Annotated in this window: 17 protein-coding genes; 16 read left to right on the top strand and 1 reads right to left on the bottom strand. The window is 38.0% G+C overall.

Features of this window, described 5'->3' with window-relative positions:
• The first annotated feature begins 302 nt into the window (after positions 1 to 302).
• The 4 genes from BJR36_RS16600 to BJR36_RS16585 are packed head-to-tail and all read left to right on the top strand — an operon-like array spanning position 303 to position 2,046.
• Entirely contained in the window at positions 303 to 1,379 is a 1,077-nt protein-coding gene (locus tag BJR36_RS16600; RefSeq protein ID WP_091236436.1) for a nuclease-related domain-containing protein, read from the top strand.
• Between the two features lie 18 nt (positions 1,380 to 1,397).
• Positions 1,398 to 1,613, top strand: coding sequence for a hypothetical protein (locus BJR36_RS16595; protein WP_091236434.1), 216 nt, complete (start codon positions 1,398 to 1,400; stop codon positions 1,611 to 1,613).
• 12 nt (positions 1,614 to 1,625) lie between these two features.
• Entirely contained in the window at positions 1,626 to 1,820 is a 195-nt protein-coding gene (locus BJR36_RS16590) for a hypothetical protein (protein ID WP_091236432.1), read from the top strand.
• A gap of 4 nt (positions 1,821 to 1,824) precedes the next feature.
• Positions 1,825 to 2,046 (top strand): HNH endonuclease, encoded by a 222-nt coding sequence (locus tag BJR36_RS16585; protein ID WP_091236431.1) that lies wholly within the window; start codon positions 1,825 to 1,827, stop codon positions 2,044 to 2,046.
• A 1,187-nt stretch (positions 2,047 to 3,233) separates the two neighbouring features.
• On the opposite strand, the gene BJR36_RS16575 is transcribed toward BJR36_RS16585, so the two are convergent.
• Positions 3,234 to 4,400 (bottom strand): hypothetical protein, encoded by a 1,167-nt coding sequence (locus tag BJR36_RS16575; RefSeq protein ID WP_139133574.1) that lies wholly within the window; start codon positions 4,398 to 4,400, stop codon positions 3,234 to 3,236.
• A 319-nt stretch (positions 4,401 to 4,719) separates the two neighbouring features.
• On the opposite strand from BJR36_RS16575, the gene BJR36_RS16570 reads away from it, so the two are divergent.
• The 12 genes from BJR36_RS16570 (at position 4,720) to BJR36_RS16515 (ending at position 22,893) form a co-directional block, all read left to right on the top strand.
• Positions 4,720 to 4,914: a MerR family transcriptional regulator gene (locus BJR36_RS16570; RefSeq protein ID WP_091236426.1), complete on the top strand. Its 195-nt coding sequence runs from the start codon at positions 4,720 to 4,722 to the stop codon at positions 4,912 to 4,914.
• A gap of 44 nt (positions 4,915 to 4,958) precedes the next feature.
• Positions 4,959 to 8,201 carry a helicase-related protein gene (locus tag BJR36_RS16565; RefSeq protein ID WP_091236424.1) on the top strand — a complete coding sequence of 1,081 codons (3,243 nt, stop codon included), beginning with the start codon at positions 4,959 to 4,961 and terminating at the stop codon, positions 8,199 to 8,201.
• Positions 8,202 to 8,211: 10 nt separating this feature from the next.
• Positions 8,212 to 8,823, top strand: coding sequence for a DUF4391 domain-containing protein (locus BJR36_RS16560; protein WP_091236422.1), 612 nt, complete (start codon positions 8,212 to 8,214; stop codon positions 8,821 to 8,823).
• On the top strand, positions 8,823 to 9,644 hold the full coding sequence (locus BJR36_RS16555) for a toll/interleukin-1 receptor domain-containing protein (protein ID WP_091236421.1): 822 nt from the start codon (positions 8,823 to 8,825) through the stop codon (positions 9,642 to 9,644). The genes BJR36_RS16560 and BJR36_RS16555 overlap by 1 nt, the downstream gene beginning before the upstream one ends.
• A 4-nt stretch (positions 9,645 to 9,648) precedes the next feature.
• Positions 9,649 to 11,484: a site-specific DNA-methyltransferase gene (locus BJR36_RS16550; protein WP_169823757.1), complete on the top strand. Its 1,836-nt coding sequence runs from the start codon at positions 9,649 to 9,651 to the stop codon at positions 11,482 to 11,484.
• A gap of 1 nt (position 11,485) precedes the next feature.
• A complete protein-coding gene (locus BJR36_RS16545) occupies positions 11,486 to 14,605 on the top strand; it encodes a type III restriction-modification system endonuclease (RefSeq protein ID WP_091236418.1) in 3,120 nt (1,039 codons plus the stop codon).
• 135 nt (positions 14,606 to 14,740) lie between these two features.
• Positions 14,741 to 17,089, top strand: a complete 2,349-nt coding sequence (locus BJR36_RS16540; protein ID WP_091236416.1) for a zinc-ribbon domain-containing protein — start codon at positions 14,741 to 14,743, stop codon at positions 17,087 to 17,089.
• 53 nt (positions 17,090 to 17,142) lie between these two features.
• Positions 17,143 to 17,361, top strand: coding sequence for a YdbC family protein (locus BJR36_RS16535; RefSeq protein WP_091236414.1), 219 nt, complete (start codon positions 17,143 to 17,145; stop codon positions 17,359 to 17,361).
• A 235-nt stretch (positions 17,362 to 17,596) separates the two neighbouring features.
• A complete protein-coding gene (locus BJR36_RS16530) occupies positions 17,597 to 18,403 on the top strand; it encodes a hypothetical protein (RefSeq protein WP_091236413.1) in 807 nt (268 codons plus the stop codon).
• A 122-nt stretch (positions 18,404 to 18,525) separates the two neighbouring features.
• The gene (locus BJR36_RS16525; protein ID WP_169823756.1) at positions 18,526 to 22,014 is read left to right on the top strand and encodes a RecQ family ATP-dependent DNA helicase; all 3,489 of its coding nucleotides are present in this window, start codon (positions 18,526 to 18,528) and stop codon (positions 22,012 to 22,014) included.
• Complete coding sequence (locus BJR36_RS16520) at positions 22,008 to 22,514, top strand: hypothetical protein (RefSeq protein WP_091236409.1); 507 nt, start codon at positions 22,008 to 22,010, stop codon at positions 22,512 to 22,514. Before BJR36_RS16525 ends, BJR36_RS16520 begins: the two co-directional genes overlap by 7 nt.
• 166 nt (positions 22,515 to 22,680) lie before the next feature.
• Positions 22,681 to 22,893 carry a hypothetical protein gene (locus BJR36_RS16515; protein WP_091236407.1) on the top strand — a complete coding sequence of 71 codons (213 nt, stop codon included), beginning with the start codon at positions 22,681 to 22,683 and terminating at the stop codon, positions 22,891 to 22,893.
• The last annotated feature ends 68 nt before the right edge of the window (positions 22,894 to 22,961 follow it).

The following is a 22,961-nucleotide window of genomic DNA, read 5'->3' as shown; positions in this document are numbered from 1 at the left end:
GTTTAGGAAATTACATATTTAAAAAGGAGATAAATGGTCATTTGGACATCGAAAGGTGTACTGAATGACTTTTTCATTATATGAATTGTTGCAAAATGACTCCAAAAGTTGCAGAAATTGATTTTATTAGATTTTTGTTGCGGACAACACAAACAAGTTGCATAAAATACAAAATAATAATTGCATGTTGCAACATTGTTGCATTAAGTTGCTATAACGCTTATGAATATTGAAATTTACGCAACAAAAGATATAATAAACTTACAAAGCAACGGAACCCAGCTATAAAGGAGGAAAAGCATATGAATACAAATAGAGTAAATGACCTGATGGAAATAATGAATTCTTTTAGAAAGGATAAGTACCACAAGAGTGAATTGCTTACCGAATTATTTTCGCTCCAGCATGAAATTGTAAATCTTACTTTCAATGTTGATCACGCATCAACCGCAAATTTTAAAATATGGGATGTTGAGAGACATCTGGAGCAACTCAATGCAGAATGCGGATATGTGGCAAATGAGGAACTTCAGAAATTTATCGAAGGCAGCAAGGTTCTTTGTAATCTGATTAAAGCTGAGATATCGGGAAACAGAGGAGAATTTAAAGCTTTTAGAGCTCTAGAGTATCTTTGTTCACAGAATAATGTTCTTAAGAATGTAGAGCTAAGTGACGGTAATCATCGTACTGAACTGGATGTAGTTGTTGTAACACCTAATTGCATTACTATCGTTGAAGTAAAAAACACAGCGAAAGATGTCTTTATTGATCAAAATGGCAATTACTACAGAACAGGAGAGTTCTTGAAATGGGATTGTAACATTGCTGAAAAGATGATGATTAAAGAAAATCTTTTGAGAAAATCTTTGGCTGATGTTGGAATAAGTAATTTGATAGTTCAGAGTATTGTGGTTTTTACAAATAATCGAATTGAAGTTCAGAATAAATATGATCAAATCACGACATGTTTTCTAAGTCAGTTGGCATATATCATTGATGGATTTAAAGGAGAGCAGCTTTATTCGACAGAGGAAATAAATATGATCAGCACAACTATTGAGGCAGCTGAATGCAAGGTATCATATCCCATAGAGTTTGATGTGCAACAATATAAATATAATTTTGCCACAGTGATGGCGACACTTGAGGGAGCATCCAATGTAAAGGAGGAGGTTGTAAGAGAAAGCACACTGGAAGCGGAGAAAGTAGTTGTTCACACGGAAAAAAAGACAAGCTTTGCCGATGAAATGAGAACAATCTTTACATCAAAATATGTGAGGTACATTGGAAGCGTAGCAGCAGCGGCAGCTATTTCACTGGTTTCGGTAACGATTACTGTTAATACAATTAACAAAAGGAGTTCTAAATATGAAGGATGATGAAGGAGGTAGAATACTATGACAATAGGGATTATGAAAAAAGGTGACCATGTTTTGAATGTTACATCTGAATTTGTTGCAATTCAGAGAAAAAATGGTGAGGTGGATATAGTTCCACTAATCAATGATAAGGCTGGTTTAAGAGTGGATGCCGAAAATATCGTGACCATTGGTTATGGAGACAATATTGTGCAGACAAGAACCGTTGATGATGTCGTTGTGACTACATTTTAAGGAGGTTTAACTATGGCAGGAAAGAAGGATAAATCAGTTGTTGCAGTTATTTCAGGTCTAACAAATAACCAGGCTGCTCAAATATCTAAAGATATTATGAAATCAAAACAGAAGAATGCACCATATGGCAGAGGCACAGTTGCATCGGGTTTTACATCAAGCGTTTGTTCCCTTCTTCAGAAGGGCAATAAAAGTATAGGAGGTTGATTATATGTCAAATAAAAGATCCTCAGCTCATACAAAAGTTCAGCAAATAGGAAGGGAGAGAGACGGAAATCAATGTCAGGTCTGCGGCTCAAAAGATCATGTTGAAGGACATCATATTTTAGATCATCAATTTGGTGGAGCTGCAAGTATAGATAATATCATTGCACTTTGTCATAAGCATCATAACGATGTACATAACGGAAGAATTGATATATTGAAAATCTAACTATGGCTAAATACATGAGTACGTTGTAAAATTGTAGACCAAATGTAGGAATGTTACCAACAAGACGGTTGTAGCTTGACATGATAAACATAAACACATTACAGGTGTCGCTGGGTGATGTCGAAAACAGGATACCAAAGCGTTACAAGGTTCTCGACAAGGACTGCATCCACAGTCTGCAATATGGATCTCGAGGCGGGCCTACATTTTGATATCGCCGTAAGGACGTGTGAGGATACAGAGCTTTCTTTGTCAACCAGAAACTGGATTGAGGTGCATGTCGCTAGCATCAGCAATATTTTAGACGAGTTCAAGGATGGCACATGCATCCAGGACAAATGGCATGTTAGTCAGCAACAAGCTGATGGGAGTACAGAACCAGTGTGAAAAGCTTGGCGTATGCTATGTAAGTGAGGATTAACCAGTTTCACAGACAGGAGAGCGTTAATGGCAAGAAGTAAACGTTACAAGGGGGCATGAAAGCTCCAAATTCATCGTCAATAGAAAAACTACCATTCCATCCGTGTCGAGGGCGTATACCCTCGTTGTGGGTCTTCGGTGATATTCGGTGTTTGCTAATATCAGATATGGCATTATTATCGTTCTGTCCGGATACAGCCAGTCTGTGAAGATGGCTGTGATGATATTGAGGTTCGACTTGTTAATCATAGCAGAGCGAAGGTTGTCGGTTTGTGAGATTGCTGAATCTGTTGTTGATTGTTTTGGAAGAAGAGGGTTGTTTAAACAGCCTTCTTTTTTTTGTGCTGTCAGGCAGGATATATCTTAAAACAGGAAGAACAGTCATTAAAAACAAACGTTGCTAAACGGAATTCCTGAAAAGCCACTGTCCAGGCTGGTTTCAGGGTTTTTGAGGCGGCGACGATTTACCAACAGGGCGGCGAAACAGCAAGATATGTGGATGAAATAATCTGCAGAAGCGACTAAATCTTGGAAGAGAACGGCAAATTCATTCCCGAAAAGGGCGAAAACTTTCCGTGGTTAAAGTTGATTTTATTGCCTATTGTTTAAATTGTGGAAAAAACATGGTGAAAATGTGGATAAATAGTTCTGGAGATGGCGAGATAAATTGAATAATTGGAATGTGAAGGCAGGAGAAAGAGACGGGACAGTGAAACAGATGTGAAATAAGAGGAAAATCCTGTTTTTGGGCACAAAAAGAAGACCAGTTAAGCCAACTGGCCATAACGATGCTGTATATAGGATCTGGTAAGAGCTCCGAGCAATCGGACTTTCTTCCCTTCTCTGAGTATGTATTCGCGGTAGACAAGGCTTAAAGCGTCGATGACAATCTGTTTCGAGTATTCCACACAGAGACCGGCAAGGTCAGCCAGGTCACCTGGTCGATACGGGAATAACTTAAAGCCGTCAAATGGATTTGAAGCAAAAAAAGACGCATACTGGGATTCGTTTTTGTCCATGACAAGAGTGTTGATTGCGCTGACGTGGTTCGTGAGTTCGCAGAAAAACTGAGCAAGATCCTCTTCGTAATGCGCTTTTTCAGCTTTTTTCACTTTTTTAGCGTTATACTCGTCTTTGATTGCCAAGCGGAGGGAGCTCGCATTGATTGTTACTTCAAACATGTTGAGCAATGACGCTACCTTGCGGATGACGTTTGGTTTGCAGTAATCAGGTAATGTGCGCTTAAGCTCCTTGTAGGTCTTTTCCTGAACGGTAAATCCCTGATTGTTGAGGATGTCAAATTCCATGAGCTGTCTTAAGGACAGACGGATGGGATTCAGCGACCTGGTCTCCACGATGGCAGAGAACACGTCTTCGGACAGCACAAGAAACCCGCGTCCGCCTGAGCCTGCAGGTTCAAAGTAGGATGCAAATTCAGGAAGATATATATTTATAGTATCTGCTGTAACATTGGAAAAATGGATATATCCATACTCCATCAGGATGCGGTTGTTGTTTTTGATTGTCTTGACATTGCAGCCTAAAAGCGTGGCGAGTTCCTTGATGCTCACGTTGCGGACGAAACCATTGTCATCAGCCTCAAGCATATGGTACGCCAAAAAGAGCTTGATGGCGTGAGTCTTCAGGCGTGGGAGGTATCCATATTGGTTCTTCTCATTGCGATACACCTTCTTGTAAGTGCATTCCATTTTAGTCTGTTTTGTTTTGCAGGATGCGCAATTGGATACCTGCTCTTCATAAAGGGCAGTTCCTTCTTTGGCAACGGAGGACACGTCTTTCCATTTGCAGGTCGTACAACCAGAAGCGACTTCATCGGTCACTTCTCTGCGGGATTCAATTTCTTCTGTATAGTTTTTCTGTAAGCCGAGCGCCCTTGCCAGGACCGCTTTCCCGATTTTTGCATACTTTCTCAATGGACTCCATCCTCCTTTCTGTTGTTTGATTACAATTATTTCAAGCATTTTTATACTTGCTTCTCTGGATATTATTAGTCTTCCATTTTACATCTAACAATTCAAAAAAAGCGGAAGAATAAATGCTATACATATTATGCTAGATTCTTGTTGGCTCTGGACACATTTTTCGTATGTTTTATGTATTTTTTTTGATACGTAGATTTTGGCGTCTTAATTGGACTTGAAATCCCTATATCCAGTATTTGTAATTGTTCGCACGTTGGTATATACTGTTTTTATATTGATTTTTCGATTGCTTCTATATGGAGGTGTTTTTGTGGGATATTTATCAGCAAGGGAAACTGCGGAAAAATGGGATATTTCAAGAAGGAGGGTGCAGCTACTTTGCGAACAAGGGAGAATAATCGGTGCTTTTAAACTGAGTGATGTCTGGGTCATACCTGACGACGTCGAAAAGCCAATGGATGGGCGAAAGATGCGAAGCAAAAAAGACGGTATAGGTACCGATTGATGTACCCATAGTTTGTATAATTTATAGGGGAGGGTGATTAAATAATGCCAGAGATATTGGATAACATTACGAAACTGGTAAGAGATGATCTGCAGGTAGAGATAAAAGAGGGTAGCAGGCTTTCGATTGCGGCTGCTTGCTTTTCGATTTATGCATATAAAGAATTAAAGAAGCAGTTGGATAATATAGAAGAGTTGCGGTTCATATTCACATCGCCTACTTTTGTGACAGAGAATGCCAAGAAAGAAAAGCGGGAGTTCTATATACCACGTATTAATAGGGAAATGAGCCTTCATGGAACGGAATTTGAGGTAAAGCTTCGGAATGAATTGACACAGAAGGCCATTGCCAAAGAATGCGCAGAATGGATCAAAAAGAAGGTCACTTTCAAATCCAACGTGACCAATGAGAATATGGCTGGATTTATCAATGTAGAGGCAGGTGAAAACAAGACTGCATATATGCCGATAAGTGGATTTACTACGGTCGATATTGGGTGCGAACGAGGAAACAACACCTATAACTACGTGAATAAGTTTGAAGCCCCTTTTGGGAATGCATATATTACCCTTTTTGATTCAATCTGGAGTGATAAGAACAAACTTCAGGACGTCACGGAAGAAGTAATTGATAATATCACGACGGCTTATAAGGAAAATTCACCGGATTTTATTTATTTTATTACTTTGTATAATATCTTCCATGAATTCCTCGATGACATTAATGAAGATGTGCTTCCGAACGAGGCCAATGGCTTTAAGGAGAGCAAGATTTGGAATATGCTTTATAATTTCCAGAAGGATGCAGTACTGGCGATTATCAATAAACTTGAGCAGTTCAATGGATGTATCCTTGCTGACAGCGTGGGGCTGGGAAAGACATTTACAGCGTTGGCGGTCATTAAATATTATGAGAACAGGAATAAATCGGTACTTGTTTTATGCCCGAAAAAGCTCAATGACAACTGGAATACATACAAGGACAATTATGTAAATAATCCGATTGCCGCAGATCGATTGAACTATGATATCCTGTACCATACGGATTTGTCACGTGAATATGGTAAATCAAATGGATTAGATCTTGGAAGGCTGAACTGGGGGAATTACGACCTGGTGGTAATCGATGAATCTCATAACTTCCGCAATGGAGGAGAGCTGTCAGGGGAATTCAAGGACAAAGAAAACCGCTATCTTAGGCTTCTGAATAAAGTCATACGGGCAGGAGTAAAAACGAAAGTGCTGATGCTTTCGGCTACGCCGGTGAACAACCGGTTCAATGATCTGAGGAATCAGCTGGCATTGGCATATGAAGGAGACAGCGGAATCCTTGATGAACGTCTGAACACGAAACGTCCTATCAATGAGATATTCAAACATGCACAGGGAGCATTTAATGCATGGAGCAAGCTGGAACCGGAGAACAGGACCACCGACAGGCTGCTGCGTATGCTGGACTTTGATTTCTTTGAAGTGCTGGACAGCGTTACGATTGCACGATCCAGAAAGCATATTGAGAAGTATTATGATACTGCTGACATCGGAAAGTTTCCAGAAAGGGAAAAGCCGGTTTCGGTAAGACCGAAACTGACTTCGCTTGACAATGCCATTAATTATAATGAAATTTATGAGCAGTTGATGCAGCTCAATCTGAGCATCTACACGCCGACCAATTATATTCTGCCTAGCCGGTTGGAAAGGTACAAAGATTCAATGAATATAAAAGGATCGGGACTTTCACAGACAGGACGAGAGCAGGGAATCCGTCGTTTAATGAGTATTAATCTTATGAAACGTATGGAAAGTTCTGTGTATTCCTTTAATCTCACGCTTTCAAGAATTCGAGATTATGTGTCGAAGACAATTGGCGAAATTGAATGCTATAAGTCGAGCAAGTCTGCTGATATTGATGTGGAAAACATTTATGACAGCGAGGAATTCGATTTTGACGATCAGAATATGGATCTGTTTTCAGTAGGAAGAAAGATCAAGATAAACCTGGCGGATATGGACTATGCATCATGGCAGTATGACCTGGAAAAAGATAGAGAAATACTGGATATCCTTACGGAAATGGTAAGCGACATCACTCCTGAATATGATTATAAACTACAGCAGTTAATTGATATCGTGTCATATAAAATAGAGCATCCAATCAATGACAACAATAAAAAGGTGATTATATTTACGGCATTTGCGGATACGGCATATTATCTCTATGAAAATATGAGCAAATCAATAAAAGATAAGTATGGCCTTGATACTGCGATGATAACGGGAGCAGTCGATGGAAGAAGCACAATCAAGAACCTCAGATGCGACCTTAACACAGTGCTTACCTGTTTTTCGCCTATATCGAAGGACAAAGACCTGCTGATGCCGGGCAGTAAAGCGGAAATAGACATCCTAATTGCAACAGACTGTATATCAGAAGGACAGAATCTGCAGGACTGCGATTATCTGATAAACTACGACATACATTGGAATCCGGTACGAATTATTCAGAGATTCGGACGAATAGACCGTATCGGAAGCAGGAATAAGACCATACAGTTAGTGAACTTCTGGCCCGACCTGACCCTGGATGAATACATCAATCTGAAGGCAAGAGTGGAAACGAGGATGAGGATTTCGGTCATGACTTCTACGGGTGATGATGACCTGGTAAATGCCGAAGAAAAGGGCGATCTTGAATATCGAAAGCAGCAGTTGAAGAGGCTCCAGGAAGAAGTCGTCGACATAGAGGATATGTCATCTGGAATATCGATTATGGATCTTGGACTGAATGAGTTCCGGCTAGATCTGCTCGAATATATAAAGGAGCACCATGATGTGGAGCGTGCGCCATTCGGCATGCATGCAGTCGTGCCGGCAAGTTTGGAATCTCCGCCGGGTGTGATTTATATACTCAAAAATATAAAGGACGGGATTAATATTGATAATCAGAACCGCCTGCATCCTTTCTATATGGTGTATATAACAGAGGATGGTGAAGTGGTAGTGGACCATCTGTCGCCAAAAGAAATGCTGGATAAATTGCGTTACTTATGCAGAGGGAAAAAGGAGCCGGTCAGGGAGTTGTACGCGGCATTCAACAAAGAGACTCGGGATGGAAGCAATATGAGGCAGTATTCGGAACTGTTGGGAGAGGCAATTACTTCTATTATCAATGTGAAGGAAGAAAGCGATATAGATAGTTTTCTAAGCGGAAAACAGATCAGCTTCCTGTCAAACAATATAACAGGACTTGATGATTTTGAACTTATATGCTTCATAGTCGTAAAGTGAGGGATGGACGATGCTAGGATTACCGGAATCGACGGAGATAAAAAAAACGATATATAAAAAAGTTATTTACAGCAAATTCGAAAAAGAGCTGAGCGATGATCGAAGAAAAAGCTTCGATACGGATATCAGCCGTATCACCATTATGAATGAAATTTCTCCTATATCAGTGAACATCAATGAAGGGGAAAAAGTGAAAGCCATTTTTGTCGTGCTTGTTAATGTAAAGAGCGAAAAAGTGGATGAGCGGAATCTTGCGCTGATTGCAAAGCTGTTCGGACAGTATATGCTGCTGGTAATGGAATATGAGGATAAGTATAGGTTGGTTGCTTATCAGACAAAGGTCCTGAGGACGGAATGGCTGGGAAAAGAGGCCTTTGAAATCAAATTGCATGGCTTGGATTTGGACAGCGTATGGGAAAATATAGTGGTCCAAATAGGAGGCATCAGGATAGAAGAAGGTAATACGCTTAACAGACAGATTGAGATTGATGGGGAAAAAGATAAACTGCGGAAACAGATAGATGTTCTTGAAAAACAGGCTAGAAATGAAAAACAGCCTAAGCGGAAATTCGAAATGTTTCAGAGAATAAAGGCCTATAAAGCAAAGATGGAGGAACTATGATGGATTTATACAAACATTTACAGGTGGAATATAATGGTATAAGAGATGTGATTACTAAATATACTTCAGAGGGGAATATTGTTAATTTTTTAGATGGTTTAAAAAAGGGAATTGAAGAAAAAGATTTGGAGATTATAAAATATACTGTTGGTGAAATATTCAACTGGTATCAAAAAAACATCTCAAAAATAAATACTAACAAATATGTCTTTAGTAAAGAGGAACATGCTAGAAATTTCAAACTAATTGACGAATTTCAAAAAGAGTTAGAAAATTATCATTTTCAAGATGAGCAGTCGGAGCCGAATATTGATATTAAGAATACGATACCCAAAATTTTTCTGAGTCATAAATCAGATGATATTAAATATGGAAATGCCATCGAAAAACTTATATGTGGGTTAGGTGTTAGGAATGATCAGTTGATTTATACATCACATCCTTTACATAAAATACCATTGGATACAGATATATACGAATACCTTCGAAATAATATCGATAGAAATATGTTTATGATTATTCTATGGTCCAACACATATTTAGAGAGTCCAGCCTGTTTAAATGAGATGGGGGCAGCATGGGTTGTTCAAAGCGATTATACAAATATTTATACACCAGATTTTGATTTTGGCAACCCTAAATATCATGAATGTTCTGTAGATACTAGAAAAATGGGTGCAGTACTAAATGGAACAGCGAATTGCAAAGCAAGTATTATTGAATTAAAAAATAAAATATTAAAGATATTCGATCTAACCATAGAGGAACAATATTGGACTTATTTGTTAGATCAGTTTCTGGATGATATTGCGGAGGATTAAAGTAATGGATAAATTGAAAATGCACAGCATAAATGAAGTTGATGGAAATATTGAAAGCATTGGGAAATTGTTTCCTAATACGATAACGGAAGTAATAAAAAATGGGAAGGTTGAATATGCGATTGATTTCGACATATTAAGACAGGAATTGTCTGATTTTATTGTTGAAGGAAAGGAAGAACGTTATCAGTTTACGTGGCCAGATAAAAGGAAATCAATTCTTTTGGCCAATGCGCCAATTGCAAAAACGCTTCGTCCATGTAGAGAGGAAAGTGTTGATTTTGATAATACAGAGAATCTTTATATTGAGGGGGATAATCTAGATGTATTAAAACTTTTAAAGGAAACTTATTTGGGAAAAATAAAAATGATTTATATTGATCCGCCATATAATACAGGGAATGATTTTGTTTATGAGGATAATTTTGCAATATCAGCAGATGAATATATAATAAATAGTGGACAGTATGATGAGAATGGTAATAGATTGTTTCAAAATACTGAGAGCAACGGTAGATTTCATACGGATTGGCTTAATATGCTGTATCCAAGACTTAGATTAGCCAAAGATTTATTGACTGTTGATGGCGTGATTTTTATTTCAATAGATGATAATGAAGTTCATAATTTGAGAAAAATTGCAGATGAGATTTTCGGTGAATCGAATTTTATTGGTTGCTTTTTGTGGAAAAAGAAAAGTACTTCAACCAATGTTTTAAATGCATTGGTAAGTCCGCAAGTTGATTATCAGTTATGTTATGGAAAAACATCGGAATTGTGCCTTAATAGAAGAGTAACTTCAACTGAGTTACGTAAATACCCATTTTCTGATTCGAATGGCAACTACAGAACAGCAATTATCGAAAAGAAAGATGCTGGTGATTATGCAAGAGCTTCAATGAAGTTTCCAATATTAGGAGTAACGCCACGTGACGGGAAGCGGTGGCAAATAGGGGAAAAAACAGCAAGAGATTTGGAAAAACGAAATAGATTTCTCAATGACAATGGAGTAATTAAATTGAAAATATATGATTATGATGACAAAGATACATATTCGGCAAATCCAAATCTTTTACTAGAATGTGGTTCTACGGATAGTGCAAATAAAGAGACAAATATAGAATTGTTTAAAATCCAAGAATTATTTTCGAATCCAAAACCAACTGAATTGCTAATACATCTATTGAAAATGGGTACACAAAAAGATTCAATTATTTTAGATTTTTTTTCGGGATCAGCTACAACAGCGCATGCTGTTATGAAGTTGAATTCTGAAGATAACGGAAAACGTAAATACATCATGGTTCAGCTACCGGAGAAAACAGAAGAGAAATCAGAAGCATTAAGAAATGGATATGTAAATATTTGTGAAATAGGAAAAGAACGCATTCGCCGAGCAGGGAAAAAAGTAAAAGGGCAGAATAAAAACATCGATACAGGATTTCGAACGTTTAAGTTAGATAGTTCGAATATGAAGGATGTATATTATAATCCGGCTGAGTATGAACCATCTCTATTCGATTCAGTAATGGATAACATTAAAAAAGATAGAACTCCTGAAGATTTATTGTTTCAAATTATGATTGATTTGGGAGTATTGCTTTCAAGTAAAATTATGGAAACAACAATCAATAACAAAAAAGTATTTGATGTAGATGATGGATTTCTTATTGCCTGCTTCGATGATGATGTGACTGATGATGTTGTCAAAGCGATAGCTCAGAAACAGCCTTACTATGCTGTTTTTCGTGATAGCAGCATGGCAACTGACAGCGTTGCAACGAACTTTGACCAGATATTTGCGACATATAGTCCGACTACGGTAAGGAAGGTGCTGTAATATGAAATTTAAATTTAAAGTGCAGCAGTACCAGACGGATGCTGTTGACAGTGTGGTCAATGTCTTTAAAGGACAGCAGTATCATGACCGGGTAAGTTATGTGCGGGATATGGGGAAAAAAGAGATGAAAACTTATTCCCAGATGTCGTTTTTAGCTGCGGAACAACTGGAACTGGATTTGCCGGATGATAGCGATGATATGGGATTCAGAAATGAACCTTTAAATCTAACGGATGACGCATTAATCGACAATATACATGGGATACAGAATGCAAATAACATCAGGCTATCTGATGGATTGGTCAAGCATCTGGGGCGTTGTTCTTTGGATGTGGAAATGGAGACGGGAACCGGAAAAACATATGTATATATCAAAACGATGTTTGAGTTGAATAAACGTTATGGCTGGAGCAAATTTATCGTCGTAGTGCCATCCATTGCAATCAGGGAAGGCGTACATAAATCATTCGAAATAACACGGGATCACTTCATGGAACATTATGGAAAGAAAGCCCGTTTCTTTATCTATAACAGCAGCAACCTTAATCAGCTGGACAGCTTTTCAAGCGATGCCGGAATAAACGTTATGATTATCAACATCCAGGCATTCAATACTTCTATGAAAGAGGGCGGAAGGAGCAAAGAGGCGCGAAAAATCTATGACAAGATAGATGCCTTTGGAAGCCGCAGGCCCATCGATGTAATCATGAAGAACAATCCGATTCTGATTCTGGACGAACCTCAGAAGATGGGCGGGGAGGCGACTCAGAATGCCTTGAAGAACTTTAATCCCCTGTTCAGCATCAACTATTCGGCAACGCATGCCAAAAAGAACAACCTTGTTCACGTCCTGGATGCCCTTGATGCATACAATGCGAAATTGGTTAAAAAAATAGAAGTCAAAGGCTTTGAGGTGAAAAACTTCAGAGGTACGGATAAATATTTGTATCTTGACAGCATCATCCTTTCTTCGAAAAAGCCGCCTATGGCAAAAATTGAACTTGAGATTTCATACAACAAATCAATCAACAGAGAATCGCGTATTCTGGGAGTTGGCGATAACTTATACTACATTTCTAACGAAATGGAGCAGTATAAAGGATACGCTGTGTCTGAGATTGATCCAGTAAATGGAAGAATAACATTCAGCAATGGAGAAGCAATATCAAAAGGAGAAGTTGTTGGAGATATTTCAGAAAAGGACATGCGCCGCATTCAGATCAGAGAAACCATACTTTCCCATTTTGAAAAAGAAGAAAAACTGTTTAATATGGGAATTAAGACACTATCCCTTTTCTTTATAGATGAGGTTGCCAAGTATAGGCAATATGATGAGAATAGCGAAGAGGTACTGGGGGAATATGGGGAGGTATTCGAAGAAGAATATACGAATATTCTCAATGAATACAGGTCCATTATTGAGTCTCCCTACCAGCAGTATCTAAATAGGATTGAAGTGGAAGATACGCACAAAGGATATTTCAGCATTGATAAAAAGACAGGACGATCTGTTGACAGCGAGCTGAAAAGAGGAACTGAATATAGCGACGATATATCAGCGTATGACCTGATTTTGAAGAACAAGGAGCGTCTGCTGAGTTTTGAAGAACCGACGCGCTTTATTTTTTCACATTCAGCATTGCGTGAGGGATGGGATAATCCGAATGTCTTTCAGATATGCACGTTGAAGCACAGCGATAGCGCAACATTGAAAAGACAGGAAGTTGGACGAGGTCTTCGTATCTGTGTAAATCAGGATGGTAACAGGATGGATGTAGAGACCTGCGGTAAGGAAAGAGTCCATGAAATCAACAAGCTCACGGTTATCGCAAGCGAAAGCTACAAACAGTTTGTTGGGGATCTGCAGAAGCAGATTAAAGAGGTCCTTTATGACAGGCCATCTAAGGCAACAGTCGAATATTTTGCTGGTAAGCACATTGAAGTCGATGGAAACAGGGTTAAAATTGATGATAGGCAGGCGAAGGAAATTTATCGATATCTACTGAAGAATGATTATATTGATTCGGACGATAACGTAACGAGTGGCTATCATGCAGATATGGAGAATGATTGCCTGGCTCCATTACCAGAAGTGCTGCTTCCTATTGCGGATGGCGTGCATATGCTGGTCCAGAGTATTTTTGATGACAGGGTTCTTGCTGATATGATTGAGAACGGAAATGAAACCAAGATACCGAGCAATGATCTGAATGAGAACTTTGCGAAAGAGCAGTTCCAGACACTGTGGAAGTATATCAATCATAAATATGCATATACCGTGGAGTTTGACAGTAATGAACTGATAGCGAAATCCATAAACCATATAGATGAGAATTTATTTGTATCTCAGCTGCAATATAAGACAACCTATGCAGAGCAAAAAGACAACTTGAATGCAGATCTGATAAAAGATGGTGATGGTTTTTACGGAGAAAGGACCAGAACAGAGACGCTTAAGCATGCCGAAACGAGCCAGATTAAATACGACCTCGTAGGTAAAGTTGCAGAAGGCACAATTTTGACGCGTAGAACGGTTGCAGCTATACTCAAGGGATTGAAGCCGCAGACATTTGCCATGTTTAAGAATAATCCAGAGGAATTCATCACAAAAGTCATTAGACTGATAAAAGAGCAGAAGGCAACTATGATTGTGGAGCATATCTCCTATGATCAGATCGAAGGGGAGTATGACAGCACAATCTTCACAGCGGAAAAACATTCCCAAACGCTGGATAAAGCTTTCAGGGCCAAAAAGCATATTCAGGATTATGTGTTTACAGATGGAACTGCGGAGAAAAGTGTGGAGAAAAAATTTGCTGAGGCTTTAGATGGTGCGGAGGAAGTCTGCGTTTATGCTAAATTACCAAAGGGATTTTCGATACCTACACCAGTCGGGAATTACTCGCCTGACTGGGCTATTGCATTTTTTGAAGGGACGGTTAAGCACATTTATTTTATTGCAGAAACGAAAGGAACAATGGAAAGCCTTAATCTGCGTCCGATAGAGAAGGCAAAGATATCTTGTGCGAGGAAACTGTTCAATGAGATTTCAACAGAAAAGGTGAAGTATCATGATGTGGATAGCTACCAGAATTTGCTGAATATTATGGAAAGTTTGTAAAATGGTTTGTCGATACTTGGAATGAATATATCTAGAATAATAAGGCAAGGGAGTTTAATAAGAATCAAAAAAGAGTATAGATAAGTTCCTGATGAAATATTTTAGCGTTTCGGCTATCGAAAGAAGGAAGTTTTTATGTACTTAAAAGATAATATCCAGTTGATGAGTGAATGGAATTGGGAAAAAAATCAAGATTTGAATCCTGCCGACTATACCAGTGGTTCAAACAAAAAGGTCTGGTGGAAATGTAAACTAGGGCATGAATGGGAGACATCCATAAGTAAAAGAGCTTTATATAAAACTGGGTGCCCTTATTGTGCCGGAAAGAAAGTGCTTGCAGAATATAACGATTTGGCAAGCCGTAAGCCTGAGATAGCTAAAGAATGGCATCCATCAAAAAACCAAGGACTGCATCCGACGGATGTAACGGTTGGGAGTAACAAAAAGGTGTGGTGGCTTGGAAAATGTGGACATGAGTGGCAGGAATACTTATCTTTTAGGGCTTTGAAAGGAACCAAGTGCCCATACTGTTCAGGACGAAGAGTTATCAAGGGTATCAATGATTTTGAAACATGGTGTAGGACCAATAATGAAGTATTGTTAAGCGAGTGGCATAATGTTAGAAATGGGGAATTGAAACCGTGTGACGTCAAATTTGGCTCTGGTAAAAAGGTGTGGTGGCTTGGAATCTGTGGGCATGAGTGGCAGGCAACAGTTGATAGCAGGAGAACAAGAGGATGTCCTTACTGCACTGGGAGAAAAGTCTTAGTGGGTTATAATGATTTGCAATCGAAAAGGCCGGATTTAGCTAAGGAATGGCATCCATCAAAAAATGATGGATTGAAACAAACAGATGTAACGGCTGGTAGCGATAAGAAAGTATGGTGGAAATGTCCTAATGGACATGAATGGCAGGCAAAAGTCAGCAATAGATCTCATGGTCAAGGATGCCCGGTGTGCGATAAAGAGTTTCATACGTCATTTCCAGAAAAAGCCATATGTTATTATATGAAAATGTTACCATATGAAGTGATTGAGAATTATCATGGTATCTGGCTGAAAAATATGGAAATAGACATATTTTTGCCTGGAGTCAATGTCGGGATCGAATACGATGGACAAAAGTGGCATGAAAGTAAGCAAAAAGACATTAATAAAAATGAAATATGTAGAGATAAAGGAATTAAACTGATTAGAATAAGGGAACCACTTTGTCCGCGAATAGAGGATGATTTCTGTGTGCAGTATATTTTGGAAAATATAAGCGATTTGGAATTGGAGAAAGCCATCGTTTTTATTTTGGACTATTTAAAAACTCAAGTAGATAACAAATGGGATATTAAGATTGATATTGCAAAGGACAGATACAAAATAGTCGAAATGCTTCAGATGCAATTAAAAGAGTTATCCTTATTGGTTGTAAATCCTTCGCTAGCAAGAGAATGGCATCCTACAAGAAATGAAGATATTGTACCAGAACAGGTATTTAGTAGCTCAGGAAGAAAATATTGGTGGTTAGGAATATGTGGACATGAATGGCAAGCAAAGGTAAGCGATCGGAATAGAGGGAACGGGTGCCCCTATTGTAGCAATCAAAAGGTATTGTTGGGGTTCAATGATTTGGCTTCGCAAAATCCAAAATTGGCATCGGAGTGGCATCCTATTCTAAATGGAAAATTAGAACCTAAGGATGTGATTGTTTCATCTGGGAGGGCAGCATGGTGGAAATGTCGAGTATGTGGGAATGAATGGAAAACGCGTATAGCAAATAGGAACGCGGGAATTGGATGTCCCTTTTGTGCTGGACAGAGGGTGATAGAAGGTGTCAATGATTTATGTACTGTCAACCCGGAAATAGCAAAACAGTGGGATTATGAAAATAATAAAGAGGTAAGACCAGAAAATATTGCGGCAAATGCAAACAGAAAATATTGGTGGATTTGTGAAAAAGGACATCATTGGATGGCATGCGTCCGGGATAGAAATAAGGGTTGTGGATGTCCGATATGTGCAAACCAAAAATTGCTTGTAGGGTATAATGATTTGGCAACTACCAATCCCAAAGTGGCAAGCCAATGGCATCCAAGCAAGAATGGAGATATATCACCGAATAGGGTACTGGCTGGGAGTGATAAAAAAGTATGGTGGAAATGTAGTGCCTGTAGCTATGAATGGGAAGCGCGGATTGCGAATATGAATTTTGGATACGGATGCCCAAAGTGTGGAAGAAAAAAGCAAAGTGAATCAGCAAAAATAAACCGAGTCAGAAAAAGAGGTTCATTGGCCAGCAATAATCCACATCTTGCTCAAGAATTACATCCAACAAAAAACGGAGAATTTGATTCTAATCAAATAACGGCAGGCAGTAATATGAAAGTCTGGTGGAAATGCCAGAAATGTGGGCATGAATGGGAAGCCACTATCCATAATCGAAATAAAGGACGTGGTTGTCCAGTTTGTGGAAGGAAACGAAATAAATTATAATAATGCATGCGGTATTTTGAACAGAGTAATAATACAAATGAAGGAGAAATCTGATGAGCGAAATAAAATATGATATCATAAGAGAAGTTGGAATACTTTCGGAAAATGCAAAAGGTTGGCGCAAGGAAATTAACCTTATCAGTTGGAATGGAGGATCACCAAAATATGATTTGCGTGACTGGTCTCCGGGACATGAGAAAATGGGTAAAGGAACTACTCTGACAGAAGATGAGATTAAGAAGTTAAAAGTGATTTTAAGTACCATTGAATAAGTGTTAAAAAACAATTATTTCTTATGGCCTGGATTTCAAGACTGAAAACATGCTTTCAAAATCAGATATGAGAAATGAAACTAGAAATATATTTAGCGATGCTTACATGCATTATTCAAGATATTTAATAAAATTTAAAGCACATTCTCTTTCAAAATCACTTATTGGAAGAAGTTGTCTTTTCAGAGATAGGTAGTAGATTTGACACTACCGCGAAAATAAAGGAGATTAAGAAATGATAGATGTTGGTTTGCCACCATATGCATATGAATATGATGGATATGCTATCGCAAAGTTTATGTCAACACCAGAATTCCAAACTGATTTCTTGGATGGCAAGCTGTTTTTTAATAAATCAGATTTCTTTATGATGGGAAATACAGTGGGAGTGAGTGATTTTACTGAAGGGCAATCAATCATTGCTCAGCCAACAGAAGAAAAATTGGTTACAGGGAAAATTGAAGTTTGTAATAGTGAAGCATTCATGGTATTCAGAGATTATACAAACATGCCGGACAAATATCCGGGTTTGCTGGTAGCTGACTATTCCTTTTCTGAAAATAGAAATCGAAAAATAATAAGTTTCTATTCGATGTTTGTAAGTAGTGAGAAGAATAGAATCTCTCCCTTTTCTGAGAGAATGCAACAAGAGTTCGGTCAGTATGCCGTTATAATACTCAACAGACAAGAATTTTTTAAGCGTGTAGAAAATGCGTTGAGACTGGAAGTTCAAGTTAGAGATGCCAAAATGGGATTTGTTACTTATAAACCCGAGGAGGAGATGTCAGGACTTGTGGAGTGGAATCCATTCCTTAAACCGGAAAATTATGATTATCAGAATGAATTTAGAATCTCTTTTCTGAATGATAATGATGCACCTTTGAAATTGAATTTGGGTAGTGATATTCGTGATATTGCGGTTCCGATAGTTGCTGAGGATTTGTATGAAAATACATTTATGGCAGATGGAAAGATATATTATTCGATTACGGACAGGGTAGCTGATAGGAAAGTTTTACTCGATGTTCCATCGGACGCCTGAGGATGCTGTGTTTAAGGTGTTGAGGGTGAGTAAAGATTATTTGATGTAAAAAGAAGATAAAAGTTGGGTTATTATATCAGTAATACAATGGTTACATGGTAGATAACAAGGGGGAACCAATTATGCATACATTCTATAAAGGAGTCCGCGCATACAGCGCTAATTATGCGAACGCAGACAATAATTTTGTAATACAAAATTTAAAAACTAATAACGAACAGAGGGATATCTATTATCCGTCTGTTTGTGTTCTGAAAAACATTATCATGCGTGGCTTGCCCACGCAATTTTCTTGTTACTTATCCGAAAAATTAGGATCAAATGGGGATCTTATCAAAATTGAGAATAAAATATTATTAGTCTCAGAAGAGGGCCAATATTGGAATACGACAATAAAGGGTTATGACGAAACGAATCGGTTTCCAGCAAAAATATTGTTTGATAAATATCTTCCGGAGAAGTTTGGAGAGAAATATGCATTCCTAAAACAGCTGATTATGCCGGAAGCATATATAAATGATATCGTGGGCATTTATAATGCAGAATACTTAAATCAGCAGGTTGATTTCTATATACCCACAGTAAAATTGATAATCGAAGTGGATGGAGCACAGCATTCGGGAAAACTGGACACGCTTAAAGACAAAGAAAGAGATCTATATCTGAGAGAACATGGCATTGAGGTTATCAGAATCCCCGCATCCGCAATCGATAACAATACAAAAGCCCTTCAAAATAAATTGTCGGCAATTGAAAATCATTTTGATAAACATCATGAAGTCTTGGATGGTTATGTGCAGCAAAAAGTAAATTATCAGAATGAGACAGCACAAAGAGTACTTAATGCAGTCGCCGTAATGCGGTTTCAAGTCACAATCTTAGAATTGATACTAAGCGGAAGATTGAAAATGGGCGAAAAAGTATGGAATATCCAAGTCAGAGAGAATGAAATTTCTGGAATTGAAGAGATAGCCATCAATGACCTGCTAATCTGGATGGAAAATCTTCTGGGTTTAAGAAATATAAATTTGGAAATACCAAGGGTTAACCTTACAGTAATTGGGAAAGAAGATGAGTTTGACTGCACGTTGAGGGAGTCTGTAAAAATCGATTTCAGTATTTTAAAGACCTGGACTGATGAGCATTTAAAAAACAGAGATATCATCTTTGTAAGAAACGCCTATTTTCAGGATGAAAATTATTTTACGGTTTCAACTGATGATCCAATTCACTATCCTATTAATGACAGCGAAAGAAAAGATTTTGGAGAAAAAACGTCATTTGAAACCCCAAAGGAATTACTATTTTTGTTGAAGAATCTATTTGGATTTGATGCATTTAATTCCGGGCAGGCTAGAATAATAGCGCATGCTTTGAGCTTGAGAAATACAATAGGGTTGCTTCCTACGGGCAGCGGTAAATCATTGTGCTATCAGATGGCAGCATTGCTACAGCCATGTATCAGCTTTTGCGTATGCCCCATTAAGGCATTGATGTACGACCAGGTAGATAATCTGAATGAACGGCATATTAATCGGACGAACTTTATTACATCGGATTTGTCTCCTGAGGAAAAGCAGAGGATTCAATATGAGTTTTCGCGTGGGAAGTATCATTGGGTGTTTGTTTCTCCTGAGAGGTTTCAGGATGCTAAGTTCAGAGAATATCTTGACCAGCTTAATAGGGAGCGAAATCTGCATATAGGAATGGCCGTTATTGATGAAGTGCATTGTTTGTCGGAATGGGGACATAGCTTTAGGACATCCTACTTGAATCTGGTAAAGACAATCATGAAGTACAGCCCCACAGCGACAATTCTGGGACTCACAGCAACAGCTTCCGTTAACACGTTGAAGAATATTATGGTTGAATTTGAAATGACAGACAGGTCAGATGTCATAACTACGGGCAAGTATACAAGAGATGAGTTGTCGTTTGAGATTGAAATATGCAATTCTGGAGAAGCACCACGTGCCCTGCTGTATCAACGGCTTTCAACATATCGAAGACATTTCCCCGATATATTTAAAGGAAACAACAAGAAGGCAAGGTGTGGTATTATCTTCACTCCATATAAAAATGGGAAAAATGGTTGTTATGAGTTAAGCGCAGACCTTAGCAAATATTTAGAAGCTGACGTTAAATGGTATTCCGGAGAGAAGCCGAAAAAAATAAAACATTATTCAGATGAGCTCTTTACAGGAATAAAAAACAAAACGCAAAAAGGCTTTAAAAAGAATGAATTCACGTTGCTAGTTGCGACAAAGGCATTTGGTATGGGAATTGACAAACCTAATATCAGATATACAATCCATTATGGAATTCCAAGTTCCCTGGAGGCGCTTTACCAGGAAGCAGGACGAGCAGGAAGGGACAGGGAGAAGGCGCAATGTACTGTTATATATGAACCTGAGCTGTATGATAATATTGAATGGCTAAGAGAAATGTTTGCTGTCGAAACGGATGTAAACCGTTTGAAAGAGATACAGAATACAGTGTGCCCACCATATGACAATAACAATGGCGCATACAATGAATGGACAGGTAAAGATATTTTTAAACAGTTTATGCTTCTGACTTCAGGCCTGAATTCCTATGATGAAGATATGGAATTAGCACGAGTAATCTATGAAAACTTTGCGGTGCCAGGGGAAAAGGGCGTAGTCATACAAGTAAATAATATTAGGAGATATAAACCGGAACATTCGTTCACATATGCAAATTTAGAAAAAACAATTTATCATTTGAGTATTATTGGAATAATTGATGATTGGACAGTGTCCGGATACAGAGACAATTCAGCAAAAATAATAGTCGATTTTTGTGATTATTCAGAAGAATCCATAAGTGAAAAATTGGTTAGCTATATAAGGAATTATGATGCACTTTTTTCATTGGATAAAAATTGCAGGCGTAACGAATATAAGCAATACATACAGGAATGGGGAGGCGAAGATTCCGCCGCTGTCAGAGCATTTTCGATATACTGGAAATGGTATTACAATAATGTCATTTATTCCAGAAGGGAAGCTTTAAAACACATAATGGAGCAATGTGACAAATTCAAGAAAGAAGATGCTGATAAATTCAAGAGAAATATAGAGGCCTTCTTCAGTTTCAATGATGTCACGGCTGCGTTTGAAAAAATCTCTGATGACCAAAAGAATTTTGTAAATTGGTTCGAAGTACTTAATATCCAGGTGATTAAAGAAAATGGTATTGAAAATATGATCATGAGTCTGAGCCGTTTTTTAGAAAGTTACAAGAACAATATCGGATTAAATTTTATCAGTGGATTTTTGCGTCTTGCTAATGGTGATTTTGAAGATGGTGACGGCAGGGAAAGATTAGTAAGTGCTCTTCATGATATAAGTACCTTCTCGGAAGATGAGAAATATGAATTAATTGGAAAAATATTACCATTAGCAGATGATCTGCTAGATGAAGAACAGAAAGAAATATTCAGTGAAACGGTAATTAACAACATTGAATACGATCACAGCAGTACTATGCTTTATAAAGGGATGCAGGACAATTACAGTATTCAGTATATATTGGATAGTGCGTTAAGTAGCATTGTAAAAAGTGGGAGGGACTTAGAAATATGGTAAATGTGGATGACTTGAATGAAAGTATTGTCAGGTTTGGAAATGCTGCGGAATCTTTACACGGCGTTAAGGACGTTTATAACAAACTGGATCAGATGACTGAGGCTACAATGGAACGATTCAATCAGATTGAAAAAGACTTTCTTGAAAAAAGTGCTGAAATAGCTGGCCGGCAGGAAAACACGGAAGTTGAAACACGGAATATATTGATGAATACGACTAATCTGTGTACTGAGCAGGAAAAGCATATCAAGGAAAATGAATTTTTTTTAAAGAATAGTTTTCGAGATATGGAATTAAGTATAAGAGAGCAATTGGATACGAATTCAAAAAACATCGGAAATGAAATCAAAATGTTTATTACTGAAGCAGAGAAAACTATAAGTAACAATCAGGTTCAGCAGCTGGAGACAATAAATAAGGGGATTAGATTGTTGAATATCTGGGGTGGTGTTATATTAGCGGGTGTTTTGGTTGTTGCGGTAGTGATGTTTATTAAATAGTAAAAAGGTAGTGTGGCTTTTTATTGAAAGACGCGAAAGAAATGGATACAGTCTGTTGCTGATTATAACTGTATGCTACAGATGCAGATAAACTGGAATCGGAATCATAGAGGAACTTAAACAATTTTATCCGTAGTGGATCATTAATAGACCAGGGGGTAACATATTGATTGACTGGAAAGATATTTCAAAGGCTAAAATTCAGAACGTTTACTTTGAAACATACGATGCAATTGAAGAAGATTATAAAGATGAGTCAAGGTCATATTTGATAGAGCATGAAAAGAAGGAACTTGAAAATATTTCTAAAAACCGCTCTCATGAATTAAGGGTTCTGGTTGGTCAATATTTTGGCTCAATCACAAATTTTGTGGGATAAAGGATTTCTGACATAAGTCTTCCTGCTGATATCAAACAGTTTAAGGAAGAAGTATTCATCATCACGAT

Origin of the sequence: Anaerobium acetethylicum (assembly GCF_900096945.1) — a bacterium.
Taxonomy (GTDB): Bacteria; Bacillota; Clostridia; order Lachnospirales; family Lachnospiraceae; genus Anaerobium; species Anaerobium acetethylicum.
This window is presented reverse-complemented; position numbering and strand designations above follow the sequence as displayed.